The 19420-nt window shown below is 68.5% G+C and carries 35 protein-coding genes; 33 read left to right on the plus strand and 2 right to left on the minus strand.

Annotation, left to right across the window (positions count from 1 at the left end):
- Window positions 1–5: 5 nt before the first annotated feature.
- The 15 genes from BLR68_RS16165 (at window position 6) to BLR68_RS16230 (ending at window position 7856) form a co-directional block, all read left to right on the plus strand.
- Complete coding sequence (locus BLR68_RS16165) at window positions 6–356, plus strand: hypothetical protein (protein ID WP_018186109.1); 351 nt, start codon at window positions 6–8, stop codon at window positions 354–356.
- 9 nt (window positions 357–365) lie between these two features.
- Window positions 366–1067, plus strand: a complete 702-nt coding sequence (locus tag BLR68_RS16170; RefSeq protein ID WP_018186110.1) for an NAD-dependent deacylase — start codon at window positions 366–368, stop codon at window positions 1065–1067.
- 80 nt (window positions 1068–1147) lie between these two features.
- Complete coding sequence (locus tag BLR68_RS16175; protein WP_018186111.1) at window positions 1148–2473, plus strand: WGR domain-containing protein; 1326 nt, start codon at window positions 1148–1150, stop codon at window positions 2471–2473.
- Window positions 2474–2605: 132 nt separating this feature from the next.
- The gene (locus tag BLR68_RS16180; RefSeq protein ID WP_018186112.1) at window positions 2606–3094 is read left to right on the plus strand and encodes a hypothetical protein; all 489 of its coding nucleotides are present in this window, start codon (window positions 2606–2608) and stop codon (window positions 3092–3094) included.
- A gap of 6 nt (window positions 3095–3100) precedes the next feature.
- Window positions 3101–3577: a hypothetical protein gene (locus BLR68_RS16185; RefSeq protein ID WP_040570487.1), complete on the plus strand. Its 477-nt coding sequence runs from the start codon at window positions 3101–3103 to the stop codon at window positions 3575–3577.
- Between the two features lie 35 nt (window positions 3578–3612).
- A complete protein-coding gene (locus tag BLR68_RS16190) occupies window positions 3613–3960 on the plus strand; it encodes a hypothetical protein (protein ID WP_018186115.1) in 348 nt (115 codons plus the stop codon).
- Window positions 3960–4271 carry a hypothetical protein gene (locus BLR68_RS16195; RefSeq protein ID WP_018186116.1) on the plus strand — a complete coding sequence of 104 codons (312 nt, stop codon included), beginning with the start codon at window positions 3960–3962 and terminating at the stop codon, window positions 4269–4271. Before BLR68_RS16190 ends, BLR68_RS16195 begins: the two co-directional genes overlap by 1 nt.
- Window positions 4272–4295: 24 nt before the next feature.
- A complete protein-coding gene (locus BLR68_RS16200; protein WP_018186117.1) occupies window positions 4296–4736 on the plus strand; it encodes a hypothetical protein in 441 nt (146 codons plus the stop codon).
- Between the two features lie 69 nt (window positions 4737–4805).
- Entirely contained in the window at window positions 4806–5186 is a 381-nt protein-coding gene (locus BLR68_RS16205; protein ID WP_018186118.1) for a hypothetical protein, read from the plus strand.
- Complete coding sequence (locus BLR68_RS16210; protein ID WP_018186119.1) at window positions 5183–5524, plus strand: hypothetical protein; 342 nt, start codon at window positions 5183–5185, stop codon at window positions 5522–5524. Before BLR68_RS16205 ends, BLR68_RS16210 begins: the two co-directional genes overlap by 4 nt.
- Complete coding sequence (locus BLR68_RS18040) at window positions 5521–5673, plus strand: hypothetical protein (protein WP_018186120.1); 153 nt, start codon at window positions 5521–5523, stop codon at window positions 5671–5673. Before BLR68_RS16210 ends, BLR68_RS18040 begins: the two co-directional genes overlap by 4 nt.
- Window positions 5670–5849: a hypothetical protein gene (locus tag BLR68_RS16215; RefSeq protein ID WP_018186121.1), complete on the plus strand. Its 180-nt coding sequence runs from the start codon at window positions 5670–5672 to the stop codon at window positions 5847–5849. Before BLR68_RS18040 ends, BLR68_RS16215 begins: the two co-directional genes overlap by 4 nt.
- Before the next feature lie 20 nt (window positions 5850–5869).
- Complete coding sequence (locus BLR68_RS16220) at window positions 5870–6166, plus strand: hypothetical protein (RefSeq protein WP_018186122.1); 297 nt, start codon at window positions 5870–5872, stop codon at window positions 6164–6166.
- A gap of 44 nt (window positions 6167–6210) precedes the next feature.
- On the plus strand, window positions 6211–7044 hold the full coding sequence (locus BLR68_RS16225) for a hypothetical protein (protein ID WP_018186123.1): 834 nt from the start codon (window positions 6211–6213) through the stop codon (window positions 7042–7044).
- Window positions 7045–7082: 38 nt separating this feature from the next.
- The gene (locus BLR68_RS16230; RefSeq protein ID WP_018186124.1) at window positions 7083–7856 is read left to right on the plus strand and encodes a hypothetical protein; all 774 of its coding nucleotides are present in this window, start codon (window positions 7083–7085) and stop codon (window positions 7854–7856) included.
- Between the two features lie 45 nt (window positions 7857–7901).
- Here BLR68_RS16230 and BLR68_RS16235 read toward each other — a convergent pair whose 3' ends face one another.
- Window positions 7902–8129, minus strand: coding sequence for a hypothetical protein (locus BLR68_RS16235; RefSeq protein WP_143015814.1), 228 nt, complete (start codon window positions 8127–8129; stop codon window positions 7902–7904).
- A 70-nt stretch (window positions 8130–8199) separates the two neighbouring features.
- On the opposite strand from BLR68_RS16235, the gene BLR68_RS16240 reads away from it, so the two are divergent.
- The 16 genes from BLR68_RS16240 (at window position 8200) to BLR68_RS16315 (ending at window position 16426) form a co-directional block, all read left to right on the plus strand.
- The gene (locus tag BLR68_RS16240) at window positions 8200–8685 is read left to right on the plus strand and encodes a hypothetical protein (RefSeq protein ID WP_018186126.1); all 486 of its coding nucleotides are present in this window, start codon (window positions 8200–8202) and stop codon (window positions 8683–8685) included.
- A 2-nt stretch (window positions 8686–8687) separates the two neighbouring features.
- On the plus strand, window positions 8688–9140 hold the full coding sequence (locus BLR68_RS16245) for a hypothetical protein (protein ID WP_018186127.1): 453 nt from the start codon (window positions 8688–8690) through the stop codon (window positions 9138–9140).
- A gap of 2 nt (window positions 9141–9142) precedes the next feature.
- On the plus strand, window positions 9143–10111 hold the full coding sequence (locus tag BLR68_RS16250; protein ID WP_018186128.1) for a DUF6545 domain-containing protein: 969 nt from the start codon (window positions 9143–9145) through the stop codon (window positions 10109–10111).
- Window positions 10112–10234: 123 nt separating this feature from the next.
- Window positions 10235–10708, plus strand: coding sequence for an RNA polymerase sigma factor (locus tag BLR68_RS16255; RefSeq protein ID WP_018186129.1), 474 nt, complete (start codon window positions 10235–10237; stop codon window positions 10706–10708).
- 14 nt (window positions 10709–10722) lie between these two features.
- Window positions 10723–11280: a hypothetical protein gene (locus BLR68_RS16260; RefSeq protein ID WP_018186130.1), complete on the plus strand. Its 558-nt coding sequence runs from the start codon at window positions 10723–10725 to the stop codon at window positions 11278–11280.
- Complete coding sequence (gene nrdI, locus BLR68_RS16265) at window positions 11264–11722, plus strand: class Ib ribonucleoside-diphosphate reductase assembly flavoprotein NrdI (protein WP_018186131.1); 459 nt, start codon at window positions 11264–11266, stop codon at window positions 11720–11722. The genes BLR68_RS16260 and nrdI overlap by 17 nt, the downstream gene beginning before the upstream one ends.
- Window positions 11719–12102, plus strand: a complete 384-nt coding sequence (locus BLR68_RS16270) for a hypothetical protein (protein WP_018186132.1) — start codon at window positions 11719–11721, stop codon at window positions 12100–12102. The genes nrdI and BLR68_RS16270 overlap by 4 nt, the downstream gene beginning before the upstream one ends.
- Window positions 12103–12142: 40 nt before the next feature.
- Window positions 12143–13270 (plus strand): hypothetical protein, encoded by a 1128-nt coding sequence (locus BLR68_RS16275; protein WP_018186133.1) that lies wholly within the window; start codon window positions 12143–12145, stop codon window positions 13268–13270.
- 22 nt (window positions 13271–13292) lie between these two features.
- The gene (locus BLR68_RS16280) at window positions 13293–13871 is read left to right on the plus strand and encodes a hypothetical protein (RefSeq protein ID WP_018186134.1); all 579 of its coding nucleotides are present in this window, start codon (window positions 13293–13295) and stop codon (window positions 13869–13871) included.
- On the plus strand, window positions 13868–14386 hold the full coding sequence (locus tag BLR68_RS16285) for a hypothetical protein (protein WP_018186135.1): 519 nt from the start codon (window positions 13868–13870) through the stop codon (window positions 14384–14386). The genes BLR68_RS16280 and BLR68_RS16285 overlap by 4 nt, the downstream gene beginning before the upstream one ends.
- 56 nt (window positions 14387–14442) lie before the next feature.
- On the plus strand, window positions 14443–14715 hold the full coding sequence (locus BLR68_RS16290; RefSeq protein ID WP_018186136.1) for a hypothetical protein: 273 nt from the start codon (window positions 14443–14445) through the stop codon (window positions 14713–14715).
- A gap of 17 nt (window positions 14716–14732) precedes the next feature.
- Window positions 14733–14930: a hypothetical protein gene (locus BLR68_RS16295; RefSeq protein WP_018186137.1), complete on the plus strand. Its 198-nt coding sequence runs from the start codon at window positions 14733–14735 to the stop codon at window positions 14928–14930.
- A 72-nt stretch (window positions 14931–15002) separates the two neighbouring features.
- Window positions 15003–15341: a hypothetical protein gene (locus BLR68_RS16300; RefSeq protein WP_018186138.1), complete on the plus strand. Its 339-nt coding sequence runs from the start codon at window positions 15003–15005 to the stop codon at window positions 15339–15341.
- Window positions 15338–15799: a hypothetical protein gene (locus BLR68_RS16305; protein WP_018186139.1), complete on the plus strand. Its 462-nt coding sequence runs from the start codon at window positions 15338–15340 to the stop codon at window positions 15797–15799. The genes BLR68_RS16300 and BLR68_RS16305 overlap by 4 nt, the downstream gene beginning before the upstream one ends.
- Window positions 15786–16079, plus strand: coding sequence for a hypothetical protein (locus BLR68_RS16310; protein WP_018186140.1), 294 nt, complete (start codon window positions 15786–15788; stop codon window positions 16077–16079). Before BLR68_RS16305 ends, BLR68_RS16310 begins: the two co-directional genes overlap by 14 nt.
- Before the next feature lie 65 nt (window positions 16080–16144).
- Window positions 16145–16426 (plus strand): hypothetical protein, encoded by a 282-nt coding sequence (locus BLR68_RS16315; protein WP_018186141.1) that lies wholly within the window; start codon window positions 16145–16147, stop codon window positions 16424–16426.
- A 134-nt stretch (window positions 16427–16560) separates the two neighbouring features.
- Here the strand turns inward: BLR68_RS16315 and BLR68_RS16320 are convergent, their stop codons facing one another.
- Entirely contained in the window at window positions 16561–16947 is a 387-nt protein-coding gene (locus BLR68_RS16320; RefSeq protein WP_018186142.1) for a hypothetical protein, read from the minus strand.
- A gap of 93 nt (window positions 16948–17040) precedes the next feature.
- Here BLR68_RS16320 and BLR68_RS16325 point away from each other — a divergent pair, with 93 nt between their 5' ends.
- Window positions 17041–17934 (plus strand): ribose-phosphate diphosphokinase, encoded by an 894-nt coding sequence (locus BLR68_RS16325; protein ID WP_018186143.1) that lies wholly within the window; start codon window positions 17041–17043, stop codon window positions 17932–17934.
- On the plus strand, window positions 17925–19403 hold the full coding sequence (locus tag BLR68_RS16330) for a nicotinate phosphoribosyltransferase (RefSeq protein WP_018186144.1): 1479 nt from the start codon (window positions 17925–17927) through the stop codon (window positions 19401–19403). The genes BLR68_RS16325 and BLR68_RS16330 overlap by 10 nt, the downstream gene beginning before the upstream one ends.
- The last annotated feature ends 17 nt before the right edge of the window (window positions 19404–19420 follow it).

The raw sequence follows: 19420 nt of genomic DNA on the forward strand, positions 1-19420 counted from the left end.
TCCCTGTGACCCTCAGCATCATCGACAGTGGCCGACTCGCACGCCTCTCCGGAGCGCCTACCAGCCCGCCCGTCGCCAGCATCACCACCAGCCCGCACGGCGCTGCCTACCTGACCGAGGTCTACTCCGTCATCAACGGCATCCGCTTCTGCCTGTACGCAGAAACCCACCGCGGTGCCACCGCCCCCAAGGCCGTCATCAACGCGATCGAGGCGTTCAACGCCAGCCCCACCGTCTGGCGCTCGCTGGTCGAAGCCGCCCTCGACGTCGACGAGCAAGTGCTCACCGAGGATCGCGAAGCCCTCACCGAGCGCGCCGCGCACCTGGCCACCATCCGGGCGCGCCTCCTAGCCTGAGAGGCCACCATGACCACCATCCTCGTCCTCACCGGCGCCGGGATCTCCGCAGAGTCCGGCATCCCGACCTTCCGGACCCCCACCGGCGCAGGCCCAGCGCTGTGGGCGGGGCATGACGTCGAGGATGTCGCCACCCCTGATGGGTACCGTCGCGACCCGGAGCTGGTCCACGCGTTCTACCAAGCCCGCCGCGACCAGGTCGCCGCCGCCACCCCGAACGCCGCGCACACCGCGCTCACCCGACTCGCGGAAGCCGCCGGGGACAGGCTCCTCGTCGTGACCCAGAACGTCGACGACCTGCACGAGCGCTCCGGCCTGCCGGCGGAGAACCTCATCCACATGCACGGGTCGCTCGCCGACGGTCGGTGCACTGCCTGCTACGAGCTCACCCCCGCCGGCGTGTACGGGGCGACCTGCACCACCTGCGGCATCGGCACCCTCCGGCCCAACGTCGTCTGGTTCGGGGAGCAGCCCATGGGCATGCCCCGCATCGAGCGCGCCACTGAGCGCGCTGACATCTTCATCGCCATCGGCACCTCCGGGGAGGTGTACCCCGCTGCGGGCCTCGTCAACATCGCCACCGTCGCCGGCGCCGGCACGTTCGAGCTGAATCTCGGCCGGACCTCCGAGATGTTCCAGCAAGCCTTCATCGGGCCCGCCACCGAGACCGTCCCGCTGCTCGTCGACGGCCTCGTCGCGGCCCTCCGCTGACGCCCCACCGCGCATAGAGGAGAAGGGCCGGCAGGCCCCTCTCATCTCCTGTGCGGCACTGCCGCGGAAGGCGGCGGCACGTGTCCACCATCATCGAGCAGAAGCTCCTCGTCTACGTCGATTCCACTGCGAACAGCAACAAGTTCTACCGGCTGCAGCTGCACGACACGGGCACCGTCGAGAAGCTCTGGGGCCGTGTCAAGCGAGGCGGCGAAAGCGGTGAGCTCAGCGGCCAGACACACCGGGAAGGCGGCGGGAAGACCCGCTTCGACCGCATCCTGCACGAGAAGACCCGAAAGGGCTACGTCGAGGTGAAGGTCGCTGACACCACCTCCGCCCCCGCCGCAGCTACCGTCGCCCTCCGCGACACCGCCGCAGCCTCCCTCGGTGGCGGCAGCACCGACAAGATCGTCCTCGGCCTCATCGACCGTCTCGTCGCCGCGAACAAGCACGCCCTCATGCAGACCACCGGTGGCATGATCTCCGTCGACACCTCCGGCCAGGCCCGTACCGCCCTCGGCATCATCACCGCCGACGCCGTCGCCGACGCCCGCCAGATCCTGAACGACATGGCGACCCTCCCCGCAGGACCCCGCCGCGCCTCCCTCACCGAGGCCTACCTCCGCATCGTCCCCCACGACGTTCCCGTCCGCCTCGGAGGCGGCTGGGCCGCGGGATGGCTGGACACCCTCACCAGCGTCGCCGCCCAACGCGACCTCCTCGACGCGCTCGCCGCCTCCGCCAGCTACGCCGACGCCGCCCGCCGGCAGGCAACGACCGGTGGGACCTCGGCGGTGGACGAAGACTTCTTCCGCTACCGCGTCACCCGCCTCGAGCCCGGCCACGACGAGTACGACATGGTCGTCGCCCGCTTCCACGAGACGAAGCAGGCCGGGCACGCGAAGGCGTACGCCATGACACCGAAGTACGTCTACCGGCTCGAGGACCGCCGCCACGCCGACGACGTCGCCGCGACCGCCAAGCGCGTTCGGAACGTCCAGCGACTCTGGCACGGGACGGGTGCCGCAAACGTCCTCTCCATCCTCCAGAAGGGGCTGTTCGTGCCGCCGCGGACAGGGTCGGGAATCCACATCGCCGGTCGCATGTTCGGTGACGGGTTGTACCTGTCCCGCAGCGCCACGAAGAGCCTGAACTACTCGACCGGGCACTGGGGCGGCGGGACCTCCCCGTCCACGTTCATGTTCCTCACCCGCACCGCCATGGGCTACGAGTACCGGCCCACCACCGCCCCCGGCTGGAACAGCTTCGTCGCCCCCGTCGCCGACGGCAACGGGAAGAAGTACGACTCCGTCAACGCACTCCCGGGCGTCTCCGGCGTCGTGAACCATGAAGCGATCGTGAAGGACCCGATGCAGGTCGAGCTCTCCTGGCTCGTCGAGTTCTGACGAACCCGACGAGTACTCGCGGTGCCACCGGTACCGATCGTGGGTAGACGCTCCGCAGGGTGACCGGTGTGCGGACCACCCGGCTCCCCAGTCGCGCGCCGCAACGAAGCCGACGCCGACCGAGAGAGCGCCATGGAGTTCCTGGAGTACAGCGAGACCGCCCATAACATCGGGGTCTGCGTCCCCTGGACCGTCCTCCTCACCGGAGTCGTCCTGGCCACCATCGCCATGCTCATCCTCGCCGTCCGGATGGAGATGAAGTTCTGGCTCATGGCCACCGGGGCCCTCCTCATCACCCTCGGGTGGGGCGTCATGGCCGCCAACGTGAACCTCAGCGGCCGTGCCGAGGCGATGGACACCTACCGGACTGTCGCCCAGCAGACGTACGGCATCAGCCTCAGCGAGATGGACGTCACCAAGCTCGGCATCACCGGCGTGAAACCCGACCTCCCCTACGTCTACCCGAAGACCACCTGGAACGAGGGGGAGGTGGAAGTGCCCCGCATAGGGAAGGACGGCGGCATCTCGGTGGTCGCCATCCGAGCCGCCTACGACGGTGAGCACCTCCTGCTCGGAACGTTCAACCCGAACAACGTGTTCACCGAGCTGCCCCGCCGATAGGACACCATGACCCACCAGCCGTTCGACCTCGCCCAGTTCCTCCTGCTGACCATCGGCGGATCCCTCGCCGCGCTCGCCGTCATCGCCGGGCTCTACTTCGCTGTTCGCCTGGCGCGCAACGCGGCCTGGACGATCGCTGCGGCCGTCGGCCTCAGCTCTGCCGTCGCTGTCCTCGGTGCCGTTAGCGCCTTCACTGCCATCGTCGGCAATTCGACCAGCACCACCGACTCGTACATCGCCCAGGCCGAGACGCTCTACGGGCTCACCCTCACCGCCGACGACATCCAGCGGCTTGAGTTCCCCGCCGACCCGCCCAAGCCCGAGGTGCTCTTCGGCTCAACCGTCACCACCGCTGAGGTCAACGGCGCCGTCGGCCCGACGGAGATCCATCTCGTCAGCGTCACGGACGAGCTGCAGCTCGGGACGCTCCTCAAGGGGCGCGACGGCGGAGAGCCCGTCTTCGTCGAGCTTGAACGCCGCTGACCACCAAACACGACCCCACCGCGCATGAACACGGCATGACCGACGCGACTGTCCACGAGCTCATCCAGACGAAGACCCGCGCCAACAGCGCCGTCATCGAAGGGCGCAAGGCACTCGCCCTCGCCGAAGGGCGCTACGCAGACGCAGCGGTCGAGTTCGCGCTCGCCAAGCGACTCATCGGGCAGGGCGCCGCCCGGGACGCCAGCGCGCCGACCCTCACGTCCCTGGCGCAGGCGAAGACTCACGCCAACAGCAAGGTCATCGCCGCCCGCCAGTTCCTCGCCCGAGTCGAACGCGCGTACACGGATGCTCACATCGAGCTGACCATCGCTCGCCTGAGCGAGAATGGAAGGCTGGACGCCGTGCTCCCGGAAGGGGACTGATGGACTACTACGCCGCCGGACAGCTCGTAGACACTGCTCTCGCAACCGACCACGCCCTCCGCGTGGAGATCGACAACGGGGAGGTCACCGCCGAAGGCCAAGACCTCGCTGAGGAGTGGGACGTCCTCGAACCCGGTCAGGGCTTCACTGTCCTCGCCTGGGTCGGCCATGACGGCATTGAGCGTCCCGTCGGGGAGCCGACGGCCACGGCCCTTCGGATGATGGCTGACACCCTCGACTACCACCGGTACGACGAGCGGCTCGCCGCGATAGGTCACCAGCGGGCGTACCTCCGCGACCCGCTCGCCTGAGCGCGCCTCGCGCATAGGGGCGGCATGGTCGAATCGAACCCCAGCACCCCTACCCCCACCATCGAAGAGCTCGAGGCGGCCGTCGTCGCCGCCGACACCGTCAGCCGTGACGCCGAGGAGGCCGCCACCGACGCTATCGCCGCGGCGATCGAAGCCTCCCGCACCCTGTCCGCAGCGCGCCGGACTCTCAAGGATGCTCGCATCGCCGAGGGCCTCGAGGAGGAAAACCCCGTCGCCCGCAGCGTGAAGAACACCGCCCACCAGCTCCGTGCGATGGCCGACACCGTCGAGAGCGGCAAGCCCGGCGTCATCAAGCCCGGTGTAATCCTGGGCCTTGCTAGCGTCGTCGAGGGCCTGCTCCCTGTCATCGACCTCACCGACCTCGTCGTCAGTGAGGTCCGCGACGGCGTCGTCAGCGGCGCGCCTGGCAAGGGGAAGACGGCGAAGGACGCGGACCAGGGCTGAGACCCCACCGCGCATGTACGAGCTGTCCCGGCATCCGCCGGGGCAGCTCTCGCCTTTGAAGGGACCATCATGACCACCATCGCCGCCGAGACCGACCTCACCGCCGAGCTCCGGATCCCCGGGGACCTGTTCCGCGCCGTGAACCCCCGCACCTTCTCCTTCCCCGACGTGCACGCCGAGCGGCACGAGACCGAGTTCGGCGTCATCTACGCCATCACCGCGAAGGTGGAAGGCATCCCCGAGACGTTCGACCTGCTCTACAACATCCACGTCAGCGAGCAGGAGGTGGAAGACCTCGTCGCCGAGTTCAACGCCGACACGTACGCATCCTGGAACGCGCTGCTGTTCCAGTTCTTCGCCGAGCAGCGCACCGCGAACGCGGAGAAGCGCGCCCTCCTCGACGCCGATGAAGCGTTCCTCCTCGAGCTGCAGGCCGGGTTCCTCCGGTGAGCGGACGGGGATACCCGAAGCCGTTCGCGGCACCCTCGCGTGACGAGCAGTCGGAGAGCTACTACGGCGCGTACGGGGAGCGCCCTGGCCGCGACGAGTACGGCAACTACGCCGGGTACGGCAACCGAAGCGAGGAACGTCCCAAGCCCCGCGCGCAGGTGAAGCCGGACTTCCAGTGGAAGGTCTACGCCGATGAGCTCCCACCCGAGGGTGTGCTCGTGGACTGCATCACCGAGACCGGCCGGCAGACCCAGCTCCGCCGCTCCGGCAGCCTCCTGTTCATCCCCGACGGCACCATCTACGTGTACTTCGTCCCGCTGTTCTGGAGGCTCCCGTGAACGAGAACCCGTGGGACGCAGCGCTTCGCCGCCTCATCGACGACGGCACCCTCGAAGACCCCGCCGTCCTCCGCGCCGACCTCGACCAGCAGTGGACGGGCGAGCCCCGCCACCCCGAATCAACCCGTCACACCCCGGAGGCATCATGAGCAGAGACGCCGAGTTCGACCGCGTCATCGCCGCCGTCGCGTCCTACAACCGCCGGCCTCGCCCCCTCACCCCCGAGGAGGAAGAGCGCAAACGTCGAGAGGCCAAGCGGAACGACCCCCGCCACATGAAGGCGCTCGCCAAGCGCCGGAAGGCCAAGCGCGGGGGACCCCGCTGAGCGCCCACTACGATCCGAAGGTGTCACCGTTCCAGAAGTGGTTCTTCACCCGCGCCACGTACGTCATCATCGCCGTGTCCATCGGCTTCGGTGTCCACAGCGGCGTCCTTGCATCGCAGGCTGAATACATCGACCCGCTGAAGCCGGGACCGTTCTGGCAGGGCGTCGCCGCCTCGGTCATCGCGTTCCTCGTGCTGATGACGGGCCGGTTCATCCTGCTCGCCGCCCGTGTCACGCTGTGGGCCATGCTGCCCACCATCAGCGCCACCAGTGAGGACATGCGGAAGGCAGGGCGCGCGTACCGCGGGGAGGAGTAATCCAACTGTCGCACCCGAGCCTGTTGACCGCGCATGGAGATGCCATGACGGACACCCTGGCCCCGACCCCGACCGTGCCCCAGCTGTACGAGCTGCTCGCCATCGAGCGCCGGGAGCTCGATGAGCTCGCCCGCGCCCACGCGACGCACGGCATCAACGTCGAGTACGCCTCCCAGAACACCTCACCTCGCGGCCGCGTCCAGGTGGACGTCGCCAACGACCTCACCGACCCCATCGTCATCTTCTCCCGCGTTCAGCGTCCCGGCCCCATCGCCCAAGGTGAGCTCGACGCGGAAGTGGCCCGCTTCAACCTCGACCCGGCCGCCGGTTTCGTCCAGCTGCTCCGGCAGGGGCTCATCGCGCAGGACGACGCGTGCGCCGAGGAGATGAAGTGGCAGCAGGACCGCCGCGACGAGCTGGCGGGTCTCATCGCCGGGATCGGCGAGGTGCCCCAAGCGTCCATGCCGTTCACGATGCTGGGCCCCGCTCGCGTCCACATGTCGTACGCCGAACGCTGCAACAGCCTGATCTCGGTCGCGGGGGACTTCGGCCGCACGGAAGTCGGTGAAGCTGAAATCCACACGCGGGCCGAGCGCTGGACCGAGGTGCTGGCACCGTTGGCGACCAACGGGACCTTCCACACCAGCCTGCTGCTGTTCACAGGTCCCCTCGACGCCGACGGGAGGGCCACGCTCGAGAAGGAGGTGGCGCGGTTCAACGAGTCGCCGACGGCCAACTTCCGGGCCACCTGGGCTGCCGCGCTCGAGCAGGCGGCCGCTGACTTGGTCGACAAGGCCCGCACCATCCATGTCACCTACGTGGAGGCGTCTGCCATGGCCGAGCAGGCGAAGTCCGCTGCAACCGCACTGCGAGCGTGACGTTCACGTCACCGGGCCACACCGCGCATGAACCGGTCATGACGAACAACCTCGAACCCTTCACCCACCTCCGTCTGCCCATCGGTGACGGCAAGTCGCTTTCGACCTGGACGCGCGAGCACCCCGGCCCACTCAGCGTCGACATCGCCCCGCACGTACCCGGTGACGAGCCCGGTGTTCAGGGCGTCGTCGTCTGGGCCGACCGTTTCTACGTCTACAACTACTCGTTCGTGGGTGAAGCGACCCGCGCCGCCATCACCGCTGAGGTGAATGAGTACAACGCCGACCCGGAGACCGGGTGGAAGCGTCTGCTCGCCGGCCTCGCCCGCGCCGCCGTCACCATGAACGCGATGGAGGCGAAGAAGGTCGTCGACCGCGCCTTCCACGCCATCGGCCACCTCTCGCTCCACGACCCGTTCACCCTGCTCAGCATCCATCACGAGGACGTCCCGGTGCTCCGCTGGCAGCCGGACTTCACAGTCACCGGCATCGAGGGGTCGATCGTCGGACAGCGCCACTCGTACCGGGTGCGCTTCGGCAACGGCAAGAAGGTCACCGTCTACTCCGAGGTGCTCGACCCCGCCGACACCGACCTCGAACTCATCCAGCATGAGGTTGCCCGGTTCAAGGCGGACCCGCAGGCGTCGTTCGACGCGATGCTCACCCGGGCGTTCCACGCCGATTACATCGGCTCCGCCGGCGCCCTTGCTGCCGCTGCCGCCGAGATGACCCGCGCTGCCGACGCACTCAAGCGTGTCCGCCGTGAGGCGCAGCCGAAGCCGATCGGTGTCCCGTACGTGTTCAAGGACTGACCGCGACCCCTACGACCCCGCCCTGCGACAACTTGGGGCGGGGCGTCAGGGGTAGGGGTCCGAACCCTCCACCACGTCGATGACCTCCCGGTCCACGGGCGGGTCTTCGCCGGCGTCCGAACCGCACCGGTCATCGTGGAACGGCATGCCACCACGCCACTCCGCCCAACCGCACGTGATGCAACCGAGGTACGGGCGCTGCCGCCGTCCCCGCCGGGCGATGAAGACGTCGAGGTCGCCGCAGCCCGTGGGGCAGATGAGGGAGTCAGACATGAGCGCGAACGTAGACCCAACCTCCGACATCCGGTCATTTCAGCTCCGGCGGCCCCCATAGGATCAAGAGGTGGTAGTCAAGGTCAGCACCCGAAGCGAACCCGAGCGCCACGTCGTAACGGCGAATGCCCCCATCAGCAAGGAAGAGCGAGCTCAGCAACTCGCCAACCGCCTGAGGCTGCTGATGGACCTTGCCGAGGCAGGCGAAAAGACCGAGGTCACCTACGCGGACATCGCGGAGTACCTGACCTCGCGCGGCATCAGCATGTCGCGCGCACGGTGGTCCTACCTCATCAATGGGCACAGACTCGTCGAAGACGTGGAACTCCTCAATGCCCTGTCGGACTTCTTCGAGGTCCCGCACGGCTACATCCATGGCGAAGAAGAACCGGAGCAGGTCACCAGCAGCCTGAACCTGGTTCGTGCCATGCGTGCCGCGAAAGTCAAGCGCTACGCGGCACGTACGCTGGGAGACCTCTCCCCAGTGGCACTACGCGCCATCACCCAGATCCTCGAAGCAGAGGTGTCGAGGAACGGAGGGAGCACGGAACCCTAGCGATGAGCCCCGCCACACCCACCCTTGCCGACCTGCCGGTCCCCGTACCCGCAGGCATCACCCTCACCGAGCTCCTGGACGCCGTCCAGGACTGGCGGGGGCGACCTTTGCGACTCCGGGAAGTGCCCGAGTTCGCAGAGGACGGCACAGTGAACGGTGTGTGGCTGGCCACTCAAAGCGAGGACCTCATCCTCTACGCCCCGACGGCATCCCGCCTCCACCAGGAGCAGTTCATCCTGCACGAGGTCGCACACATGCTGCTCGACCACGGACACCTCGATGCCGGCGTCGTGACCATGGACCTTCCCGGCGACCTGCCGGACGACATCGACACGGCGCTGGCTCGAGGGTGCATCGGCGACGAGCGGGAGATCCACGCCGAAGCCGTCGCCGACCTCCTCGCGACCCGCATCCGCGCGCGACGTCGCTCCCGGTTCGCAGAGATCCTCGGATAGCCGTGGAGACCGCCACCGCCAGCGTCCTCGTCGGCGCGTTCATCCTGCTGTTCCTCGCGCGCGGCAAGACGCCCCGCAAGAGGTTCCTTCGCGCCGCCATCGTCATCACCGGCGCCGTGGCCGTGAAGAGCGTGGACTTCATCTTCCGCACCGTCGATGACCTCCTCGGCGGCTACGACTACATCCACTTACTCTCGGGCATCACCATGCTGCTCGGCGTGCACATCCTCACGCTGGCACTGGCATCACTGGCCGAATGGACACCCCCGTCCCGCCGGCTCATGTGGGGGGTGATGACCGTGGCGGCCATCGGCCTGGTCATCTCCTTCTGGCAGGTCCCCAGCCGGCACACCTCCGTGATGAACCTCATGGGCGGGTACGGGGAGAACCTCGCCGCCGCATCGTTCGCCGTCGTCCTGCACGCCGTCCTCGCCTACGTCTCCCTCGCACTGTTCGCCACGACCCGCAGCATCGTGAGCCGTCACGACGACACCGGCGATTGGGTTGCCGGCATCCTGCTCTATGTCGCCGCCCTCACCTGCCTCACCGTGTGCGGCGCTGCCCTCATCGGGAACCTCGCTGCCCTGTTCGACTGGCATGGCGTGACCACCGCCGCCATCTCGTTCTACAACGCGGCCGCGTGGGTCACCTGCATCGCCCTGGCCCTCGGCCTGGTGGCCAGCCCCGTCATCCACTGGGTGTCCGATACGCGCCGTGCCCGCGCGATCGCCGCGCACCTGAGCGCACTCACCCCACTGTGGAACACCGCGACCAGCCGGCGGCCGTCACTGCAGCTCGAAGTCCGGCGCACCCCCAGTGAGGCGCGCCTCCATCGCCGTCTCGTCGAGATCTACGACGCCGCCCTCGACCCCCGCAGCGGCTTCCGCCTCTCGCGAGAAGAGACCGCCCAGATGGCCGCCGCCGAGCGCGTGCTGCGCGGCGAACGGGCACCCGCAGCCGCGGCAACGTAACGAACCGGTCACCGTCCACAGCGATCTCGCTCGGATCGTTGGGTGTGTCTAACCCCCGGTCTATGCTCGTCAGAGGCGCCCGGTCGAGGGGTTCGGTGCCACGGAACCAATGACTGGGGTGGGATGTCTGACGCGCGCTTGAAGGAGATCTACGCGGAGCACCATGACTGGGCTCTGCGGGTCGCGCGCAGCGTCATCGGCTCCTCCTCCCACGACGCCGAAGACGTCGTCAGCGAAGTGTTCCTCGCCGTCCACAAAGCGTTCCTCGCCGGCGGCGGGCCACGCGACAACATCCGCGGCTACCTTCGCCGTGCCATCCAGAACCAGGCCACCCAGCTGTGGGCCAAGCGGAAGTTCGAAGACGTGACCGACGCAGTCCCCGAGCAGGAGTACCCCGACCCTGCCGAAGCTCTCCTGCGCGCGGTAGAACGCCAGCGGGAGCTTACGAAGTGCCCGCCGAGCTACGTCATTGTGCTCTACCGCGTGGACGTGCTGGGGGAGAGCACCGAGGAAGCGGCCACCGCCCTGGGGATGACCGTCCCGTCAGTGAAGTCCATCCTCCATCGGGCCCGGAAAGCCATCACCCTCGCCGCCTGACGCATAGGCGCAGGGTGACCGCCTTCACCCTGACCCTGCGCCGCTTCACTGTCGCGTTCTATGCCGTCGGTGCGCTCGTCATCGCGCCCTTCCTGTCCGGGTTCGGCGCCCCCGAGGCGGCATGCCTCATCCTCGCCGGAGTCGCAGCCGCATGGGTCGGCTCGGGAGGGTGGGGGCGCCGGGAGCGGTGGGCGTTTCGCGCTCAGGCACCGTTCGTCGCGGCGATCGCGCTCGGCCCCATCATCACCAACGCCACCGCCCCGGAAGTCGCCGTAGCGGGCACCTTCGTGTTCCTCCTCGGAATCATCCTCCTCGCCGGAGCGCACGTCGCAGGCGGCGCGCTCGAGCGCATCAGCAACGGCGTCGCAACCGTCGGCGGGTTCGCCCGCGTCCTCGGCACCCAGCGAGCCCTGTTCGCCACCACCTTCATCGCGCCACTCGCGCTTCTGCTTGCCCCGAACATCATCGGGGTCCTCGCCGCCGCAGTGGGCTACTTCACTGTCTTCACTGTGACCTCCCGCACCGCTCGCCGGCGTCTGACGAAGGGCCTCGCCCGTGACACAGCTACCTGAGCTCATCTACTTCTCCTCCGTCTCCGGGAACACCGCACGCTTCGCCGACAAGCTCACCGCCTGGCTTCCCGCCCTGGAAGCCCGTCGCCTCCCGCTTCGGCGGGCCGATCCCGACCTGACCGTAACGCGGCCGTTCGTGCTCCTGACGCCCACCTACGGGGGAGGCGGCGAGAACGGGGGAGAGGTGCCCCGGCAGGTCATCAGGTTCCTCAACAACCCGGCCAACCGCGACCTCATGCTCGGGGTCCTCTCCTGCGGGAACACCAACTTCGGGACCGCGTACTGCGCCGCCGGGGACGTCATCGCCGCCAAGTGCGACGTGCCACACCTCGACCGCATCGAGGTGTTCGGAACCCCCGAGGACGTCGAGCGCGTCGCCGGGATCCTCGCCACACTGCCGCAGGGTGAAGGGCACACCACTCACCTCGGAGGAGCGCAATGAACCCCATGGTCATGCTCGGCGGGATCGTCGCCGGCATCATCCTGGCCGGCGTCGGCGCACTCACCGTCCCTGGATGGGTCGCCGGCGCGTATGACGGCGCGGCCGAGAACGACCTCTCCCATGCCCGCATCGTCCAGGCGCAGATCTTCCAGGCCACGAACGCGTACGCCCCGAACGCAACAGCCCTCCGCGCAGGAGCCCGAGGCGTGACGTTCACACCCAGCAGCGCAACGCTCGAAGAGTCGACAAGCTCGGGAGGACGGTGGTGCACCGTTGTGCGCTCTCAGTCCAAGACCTACTTCGCCGCAAGCAACAACCAGGTCAACTACGGCAAGGGAACCACCATCGCCGCCGCGAAGGCCGCCGCAGCCTGCTCCTGACGCCGCAGGGTAGCCCGAGACTCGACTCTCAGGAGACCACGTGGCCAGCCCGTTCCTCGTGCTCGGTGGCATCGCCGTAGGCATCATCACCGCAGCGTTCGGTGTTCTCGCCGTCCCCGGGTGGGTGGCATCCGCGCAGGACGCGTCCGCCATCAACGAGCTCTCCAACCTCCGCGACGCCCAAGCCGTCACCATCAACGAAACAGGCCGGTACGCCTCGACGCCGGGGCAGATGACCGTCGCGTACACCGTGGCCGACGCTGTGAAGCTGGAACGGTTCGATGTCACCGGCAAGAGCTGGTGCGCAGTCGTCCTCTCCCCAACAGGCACCTTCCACGCCGTTCGGGACGGGGCGACCACCTACGGCACCGGCGAGAGCGCGGAGGATGCGGCGGCCGCGGCCGGGTGCGCGGACGGGACCGACGGCACCGTGGACGGAGCGAACCCCGGCATCGTGTTCCTCCCCGGCGCGAACACCCGCCTTTCGGGACTCACCTGGGACCCGCAGCCCCAGACACCGAACCCGGAAACCTGCGGGAGCGTCAACGTCAGCGGGATTGGCTCGACGCCACGGGCGTGGTCGTTCACCATCGACAACTCCGCCGGCCCGTTTTACGGACAGACGCACGTCTACTTCAAGGACCAGGGCCAGGCCGATTTCACCCACAACGGCAGTGTCATCACCGTCACCGGGCGCAAGACTGAGGGCGACAACCCCTTCCACCCGATCGAGAACAACAAGTTCATCACCAACGCGCAGAGCACCACGATCCGCTTCTGCGGCACCGCGATGAAACCCGCCACGCCGCTCGACGGACCGGAATGGTCCACCGCGACGTTCGCGCGCCAGGGGGCCTGGACCTCCTCCCAGGCATGCAAGACCATGACCGTCCAGGGCCAGGCGAACCCGGCCACGTACCCGTTCCGCTACGGCTGGAAGCACACCTTCGACCTCACCGACATCAAGACGCACTTCGCCGCAGCCGGCCGTACCATCAGCCACATGTCATGGACGGAACCCGGTGGTAGCGACTACCAGTACAACCTCGTCGGCACCGGAGCCACCCAGGGTGGCGTTTTCGACCGATACGAGCTCACCAGCGGGTGGATGAAGAGCCTGCTCGGGAACCAGACGCACCAGATCACCGCCTGCGTCAACGCGTACTGACCGGACCGCGCATGGAGTCACCGTGACCACCACTGCCGCAGTCGAACCTCGTCGTATCTACGCGCCCGCCCGCGCAGGCGGCCGCTTCGGCGCGAAAGTCATTCTCGAAGGCGAGCTGCTGAACGCCGCACCTGTCACCATCGACTTCTCTCGCGTCGAGTACGCCTCCCAGGGCTTCTTCGACGAGGTCGTGAAGGAAGCGCACGAGTCACCCGCCGAGTCGGTACGGCTGGCCGGCGTCACCCGCCTGCGTCACCACGGGTACCTCGAGCTCGCCATCCGCCTCCACGAGGCAGGGGAGCGGGTCACCCTCGAACCGGTGGCAGCTGTCACCATCCCGGTCACCGGCGTGAATGTCACCCGATGGGCCGCGGAAGAGTTTGCCCGAACCCTCGGGCTCCTCCCGAGCCTGGCCGTCCTCGACTTCACCGATGCGGCTGCCGTCTCCCAGGGCTTCTGCGACGAGCTCGTCGCACAGCTCGACCGGGGCGGTGCGACCATCGGCAGCATCATCGACCCGAAAGACTACGCACGCACCGACATCGTCCGTGCGCTCGCGCTTCGTGGGCTCCCGCCGATCGTGGAGGATGAGACACGATGATGTCGCACGAGCTGTCATCCCTGCTTCCCCAGCGAGTGACCCCCGGTGAGCTGGAACTGCTCACCTACGCGGCCTTCTCACCTGATGAGGCCGTCGCTGACGACACGCACTCACACGCGGTCCGCGCCGCCCGGAGCCTCGCACGGAAGGGGCTCGTCAAGCTCCTCGCCGGCGCCGCTGCGGGGTGGGAACCCGGAGTCTGGATGGCGACCCTCACCTGCCCCGGCTGGAACGCCCTCTGGCGCGCGAACGGCGACAAGCACGAGCCGGGATGCGGCATGTCGTGGCTGCCCGAAGGTATCTGCGGCGGGTGCGGTGCCGAGCGACCCCTCGACGCCGCCGCGTGGGACGCGTACGCCCTCACCCTCCCCGACGCTGAACGCGCCCGGGCCGCCACCGGCTCGAAGCTCTGGTGCGACGAGCACGGCTACATCCGCCCCGAGAACTGGACCACCGACAAGACCTGCCGCCAGGCCGGCTCACCCCGACACGAGCGAATCCTCACCCGCGTCTGACAAGGACGACTCCCCACGCATAGGCGACCGACGCCGATCGAGCGGAAGGGGAGGCCATGGCCAAGGGACGCCGCCGCCGAACGTGCGCCTCCGGGAAAGCGCGACACGACTCCTTCGAGAAGGCAGCCCTCGCTGCCCGTCGCATGCACCGTGAGCTGAACGCCGACGGGAAGCTCGCAGCCACGACCTACGCCTACCCGTGCCCGGAATGCCGATACTGGCACGTCACCCGCAGGGCCACCTGGGATGGTCAGGCCAACCAGCTCGCCAACACCGCCCCGACCGAGGACCTCCAACGGTGGGCAATGGCGACGACACCTGCCGCCTGACCGCGCATGATGAACCCATGACGATGACCGACGCGACCACCGCCACGACGACCAAGTGCGCCGAGTGCGCCGCGGGCACCTGCGCAAACTGTCCGCTCGGGCTCCTCAACTTCTTCGGCACCGGGCTCATCGACTGCGCGTGCGAGAACACTCGGCACGACGCCGCGCGGACCGATCGCCAGGCGAACGTCGAGCTCCTCGGATGGGAACGGTGACCGCATCGCTGGTGCGCACCGCGCATGGATAGAGTGCACCGCGACCCTCGCGGACCTTGAGAGGATGACCCCATGGCCGACCAGACGCTCCGTGACTCGCTGCACGAGACGCTGACGCAGTCCCTTTCCGCGCTCGACACCGGACCCATCTCCGACACCCCGTACCAGTACGCCACCAGCGAGCCCGACGGAGCGCTGTCCCTTTTCCTCCGCAACCCCGACGGCTCCCCGGACGCCTCCGTCGACGTCGAGCAGCTCGTCGAAGCGATCGCGCCGCTGTTCGACGCCTACCGCCGGCAAGTGCTCCTCGACGCCGCCGAGGACATCGTCGCCTCCGGTGAAGGCAGCTACGACGACGGCGCCGACGCGGTCTTCGCCGCACTCCGCGCCCGGGCAGAGGAGAAGTCATGACGGACGCCCCGTTCGCGCCGCTCGAGTTTCGGTCGGAGTGGCTGCCGTCCGCCGAGCAGATCGACGAGTTCACTTTCCCTCGGCTGAGCAGCCAGGTCGAGGATGTCGTGCGTTTCGATCGACGCCGCACCGAGATGCGGGTCAGTGCCGCCGACCCGCTTTGGCCAGGGCCCCAGGGAGTGAACCTGTGGTGGGGGCGCAGCGAGAAGCCTTCCGCGAGCGTCACCCTCCCCGCAGACGTCCGCTACGTCGTCGACGCATTCAACGAGAACCCGCGTGCCTCCTGGCTCGCCCTGTTCGCCCACCACGCAGCCGCGCACGTCGCGGAGACGAAGGCGGCGTACGAGGACGCGAAGGCCCTGAACTCCGCGATCTGGTTCCACCCGGACCGCAAGCGCGACATCACAGCCGAGCAGTCCTTCCGTGACCTGATCGGAGTACCCCGTGAAGCTGTCTGACCCGACCGGGTGGCGCCGGGACCTCGCCGAGCTGCAGAGCGTGTTCGACGCGGCTGCCGCCGAGCGCGACCAGCGCCCCGACTTCGATGGCCGCGAGCCCGGCTGGGTGCTGTACGAGCGAGCGCAGATGCACGACGCCGTGAACCGCCTCCGCGCGCGCCTCGGCAAGCCCCCGGTGGCCACCGAGGCGATCGAGGGCGCCGAACGGTCCGCGTGCGGGCACGTCGACTACGCCCAGAAGTTCGCCCTCGGCGCCGCCGACCTCGTCCACGCGCCCTGACCATCCCGTGCCGGCGCCGTATTAGAGTCGGCGGAAAATCGGCGCACTCTAATACGGGAGACCCAGTGGCACGCGAACTCGAGTGGTGGCCGGACTACGGCGACACCCTCCTGTGGGCACCCGGCGGCATCCGAGTCACCATGACGGAGGTCGGCCTGTCCGACGCGTTCCAGCGACGCGCCCTCACCTGGCTCGCTGCCTACGACGACCGGATGCTCCCGACCGTGGACTGGCCCGGAGACGAACGGTGGATCGCGGAGGGCGCCAGGCTGTTCGCTGCGGCGCGCGCGGAGCTCGCCGGCAGGTACGACGTCGTCAGCGAGGAGCCCTACTGGCTCACTGCGTGAGCATGAGAGGGGCGCCAGGCGGCACCCCTCTCACTTCCCCACACGGAGCGAACTTGGCCTCGGACGATGCACTCGACGCGCTTAGGCGCCTGTGAAACCGCTCTACCCTCGGCTTACGGAATGCACCCTACGGCTCAGTACAACTCCGTCGTCTCGTCGCCAGTAGCGGTGACGACCAGCTGCTTCCCGCTCGGGTTGCCGCCGGCATGGAGGGTCTGCTCGCCAAGGAACCGGGCCGTCCGCGCGAGCTCCTGCAGCCGGTCCTCGGGGACGGCGACGATGACCCGGCGAGCCTGACCGCGTACGGCGTCCGTGCCCCACGCTGACCACCGGTCGCCGGGGAAGCGGACGACGCTGCCGAAGTCGCGGACGACCGTCCCGAAGAACGTTGCGTACGCCTCAGCGAGAATCCCCTCGGCTTCTGTGAGCTCGTCCTTCGTGGCGACCATGTTGCCCGCCTCGGTGTCCAGCTCCAAGAACCAGGGGAGGGGCAGGTGGAAGTCGACGGTCGGGGTGGGCATGGGGTGTCCTCTCAGCGCCGGCGGGTCCGGCCCCGTGTCCATGCGCGGTCCCGGAGAGGCCGGTGTTCAGGCCGCGTCGCGCATAGCCGAACCGTGACCATCACATTCCGCACCCGCATCGGTCCGGGGTACATCACCACCCCGACCTTCGAAGCGATGACCTTCCCCGCCGGGGAGGCGCACATCAAGGTGATCAACGACAACGCCGACAAGGGCCAGCTCACCGAAGTCGCCCGGCTCTACGGCGCCGACCCCGCCGACCTGTTCACCGCGGCCATGTGGGCCGACGCTGCCCGCCGCCGCGGCGCGCGCACCGTCCTGCACCTGCCCTACCTCCCCGCCGCGCGCGCAGACCACGCGGACTTCGTTCCGCTGGGCGCCGAGGTGTACGCGGAGTTCATCAACAGCCTCCACGCCGACGTCGTCGTCGCCTTCGACCCGCACAGCCCCGTCATGCCCCGGATGGTCCGCAACCTCACCGTCATCGACTCCACGCGCCTGGTCCGGGAGCACGTCGTCGGGAAGGCCACCAGCGACCAGCAGCCCCAGCGCTACAAGGGCATCATCGCTCCCGATAAGGGAGCGATCGCCCGGGCCACCGCCGTCGCCGACGCCTGCCACCTCCCGGTGTACCGCGCGGAGAAGACCCGCAACCCCGACACCGGCAAGCTCTCCGGCTTCACCTGTGAGCCGCTTCCGGACACCGGCCGCTTCCTCATTGTCGACGACATCTGCGACGGCGGCGGCACGTTCGCCGGGCTCGCCGCAGCCACCGGCTTGGACCGCAGCCGCCTCGGCCTGTACGTCAGCCACGGCGTGTTCTCCGGGCAAGCGCGGGACACGCTCGACGGCTTCGGCGAGATCTGGACCACCGACTCCTTCCGCCCCGCCGACGAGTACGACCGGGCCGCCACGGCAGGCCACGGCATCCGCGCCAACATCATCCACCTCGACCGAACCCTCAACCAGGAGACCCCATGGCTCTGACCACCGCCTCGCCCATCGCCCCACTGCTGCACACGGACGCCTACAAGGTCGACCACCGCCGCCAGTACCCCGACGGCGTCACCCGCGTCTACAGCAACTACACCAACCGCGGCAGCCGCATCGAGGGCATCGACAAGGTCGTGCACTTCGGCCTCCAGGCGTTCTTGCAGTCGTACTGCATCGAAGCGTTCGTCCCGTTCTTCGCCGCCGCCGAGGACGAGGTCGCAGACCTCTACGCCGACGCCATGGTGGGAGTCCTCGCAGCCAACGGTGAAGCCATCGGCGCTGAGCACATCGTTGCCCTCCACCGCCTCGGCTACCTCCCGCTTCGGTTCTGTGCTGTCCCCGAGGGCACCCGCGTTCCCCTGCGCGTCCCGTCGTTCACGATGGAGAACACCCTCGACGAGTTCTTCTGGGTCACCAACTTCGTCGAGACGGTCGTCTCCGCCAGCGTCTGGCACCCCTCGACCGTCGCGACCCTCGCCTACCGCTACCGGGAGATCCTGGACGCGGCCGCCGAGAAGACCGGCGACGACAAGGCCGGCGTGGACTTCCAGCTCCACGACTTCAGCTACCGGGGCCAGGTCGGCACCGACGCAGCCGCCGCATCCGGCGCCGGACACCTCCTCAGCTTCAAGGGCAGCGACACCCTCCCCGCCCTCGACTTCGTCCGTCGCTACTACCCCGGCGAGAACGGGCTCGTCCTCGCATCGGTCGCCGCGACCGAGCACTCGGTCATGTGCGCCGGCGGGCAGGACGACGAGCTTGAGACGTACTCGCGCCTGCTCGACCTCTACCCGTCGGGCATCGTCAGCATCGTCAGCGACACCTGGGATCTGTGGAACGTCATCACGAGCATCCTCCCGCAGCTGCACGAGCGCATCATGGCCCGCGACGGCAAGCTCGTCATCCGTCCCGACTCGGGTGACCCCGTCACCATCCTGACCGGCACGGACGTGGAGAACCCGACGACCCCCGCCGACAAGGGTGTCATCGAGCTGCTCTGGGACGAGTTCGGCGGCACGGTCAACGAGGCCGGCTACAAGGTCCTCGACCCGCACATCGGAGCCATCTACGGCGACTCGATCACCACCGAGCGCGCGATCGCCATCACCGAGCGCCTCGAGGCCAAGGGCTTCGCCGCCAGCAACGTCGTCTTCGGTGTCGGGTCGTTCTCGTACCAGTACCAGACCCGCGACACCTTCGGCAGCGCCATCAAGGCGACCTGGGTGGAGGTGGAAGGCGAGAGCCGCAACATCCAGAAGAACCCCATCACCGACAACGGGCTCAAGAAGAGCGCCACCGGCCGCCTCGCCGTCCTCCGCGACGAGCAGGGCGAGCTCGTGCTCGTGCAGGGCGCGACGCCCGAGCAGGAGGCCGCCAGCGAGCTGCAGCCGGTGTGGGAGAACGGCAAGTTCCTCCGCACCCAGTCGTTCGCCGACGTCCGCGCGGTTCTCGGCGCCATCTGAGCGCAACGTTGAGGGCC

The sequence above is a fragment of the Microbacterium sp. 77mftsu3.1 genome (assembly GCF_900100525.1).
GTDB lineage: Bacteria > Actinomycetota > Actinomycetes > Actinomycetales > Microbacteriaceae > Microbacterium > Microbacterium aquilitoris.

Excerpts from the sequence above, each read along its gene's own strand:
- BLR68_RS16300 (WP_018186138.1), top strand. The coding sequence starts at position 15,003 with ATGGCCGACCAGACGCTCCGTGACTCGCTGCACGAGACGCTGACGCAG.
- BLR68_RS16190 (WP_018186115.1), top strand. The coding sequence starts at position 3,613 with ATGACCGACGCGACTGTCCACGAGCTCATCCAGACGAAGACCCGCGCC.
- BLR68_RS16225 (WP_018186123.1), top strand. The coding sequence starts at position 6,211 with ATGACGGACACCCTGGCCCCGACCCCGACCGTGCCCCAGCTGTACGAG.
- BLR68_RS16180 (WP_018186112.1), top strand. The coding sequence starts at position 2,606 with ATGGAGTTCCTGGAGTACAGCGAGACCGCCCATAACATCGGGGTCTGC.
- BLR68_RS16320 (WP_018186142.1), bottom strand. The coding sequence starts at position 16,947 with ATGCCCACCCCGACCGTCGACTTCCACCTGCCCCTCCCCTGGTTCTTG.
- BLR68_RS16270 (WP_018186132.1), top strand. The coding sequence starts at position 11,719 with ATGAACCCCATGGTCATGCTCGGCGGGATCGTCGCCGGCATCATCCTG.
- BLR68_RS16215 (WP_018186121.1), top strand. The coding sequence starts at position 5,670 with ATGAGCAGAGACGCCGAGTTCGACCGCGTCATCGCCGCCGTCGCGTCC.
- BLR68_RS16305 (WP_018186139.1), top strand. The coding sequence starts at position 15,338 with ATGACGGACGCCCCGTTCGCGCCGCTCGAGTTTCGGTCGGAGTGGCTG.
- BLR68_RS16290 (WP_018186136.1), top strand. The coding sequence starts at position 14,443 with ATGGCCAAGGGACGCCGCCGCCGAACGTGCGCCTCCGGGAAAGCGCGA.
- BLR68_RS16170 (WP_018186110.1), top strand. The coding sequence starts at position 366 with ATGACCACCATCCTCGTCCTCACCGGCGCCGGGATCTCCGCAGAGTCC.
- BLR68_RS16235 (WP_143015814.1), bottom strand. The coding sequence starts at position 8,129 with ATGTCTGACTCCCTCATCTGCCCCACGGGCTGCGGCGACCTCGACGTC.
- BLR68_RS16195 (WP_018186116.1), top strand. The coding sequence starts at position 3,960 with ATGGACTACTACGCCGCCGGACAGCTCGTAGACACTGCTCTCGCAACC.
- BLR68_RS16200 (WP_018186117.1), top strand. The coding sequence starts at position 4,296 with ATGGTCGAATCGAACCCCAGCACCCCTACCCCCACCATCGAAGAGCTC.
- BLR68_RS16330 (WP_018186144.1), top strand. The coding sequence starts at position 17,925 with ATGGCTCTGACCACCGCCTCGCCCATCGCCCCACTGCTGCACACGGAC.
- BLR68_RS16245 (WP_018186127.1), top strand. The coding sequence starts at position 8,688 with ATGAGCCCCGCCACACCCACCCTTGCCGACCTGCCGGTCCCCGTACCC.
- BLR68_RS16295 (WP_018186137.1), top strand. The coding sequence starts at position 14,733 with ATGACGATGACCGACGCGACCACCGCCACGACGACCAAGTGCGCCGAG.
- BLR68_RS16285 (WP_018186135.1), top strand. The coding sequence starts at position 13,868 with ATGATGTCGCACGAGCTGTCATCCCTGCTTCCCCAGCGAGTGACCCCC.
- BLR68_RS16205 (WP_018186118.1), top strand. The coding sequence starts at position 4,806 with ATGACCACCATCGCCGCCGAGACCGACCTCACCGCCGAGCTCCGGATC.
- BLR68_RS16255 (WP_018186129.1), top strand. The coding sequence starts at position 10,235 with ATGTCTGACGCGCGCTTGAAGGAGATCTACGCGGAGCACCATGACTGG.
- BLR68_RS16185 (WP_040570487.1), top strand. The coding sequence starts at position 3,101 with ATGACCCACCAGCCGTTCGACCTCGCCCAGTTCCTCCTGCTGACCATC.
- BLR68_RS16230 (WP_018186124.1), top strand. The coding sequence starts at position 7,083 with ATGACGAACAACCTCGAACCCTTCACCCACCTCCGTCTGCCCATCGGT.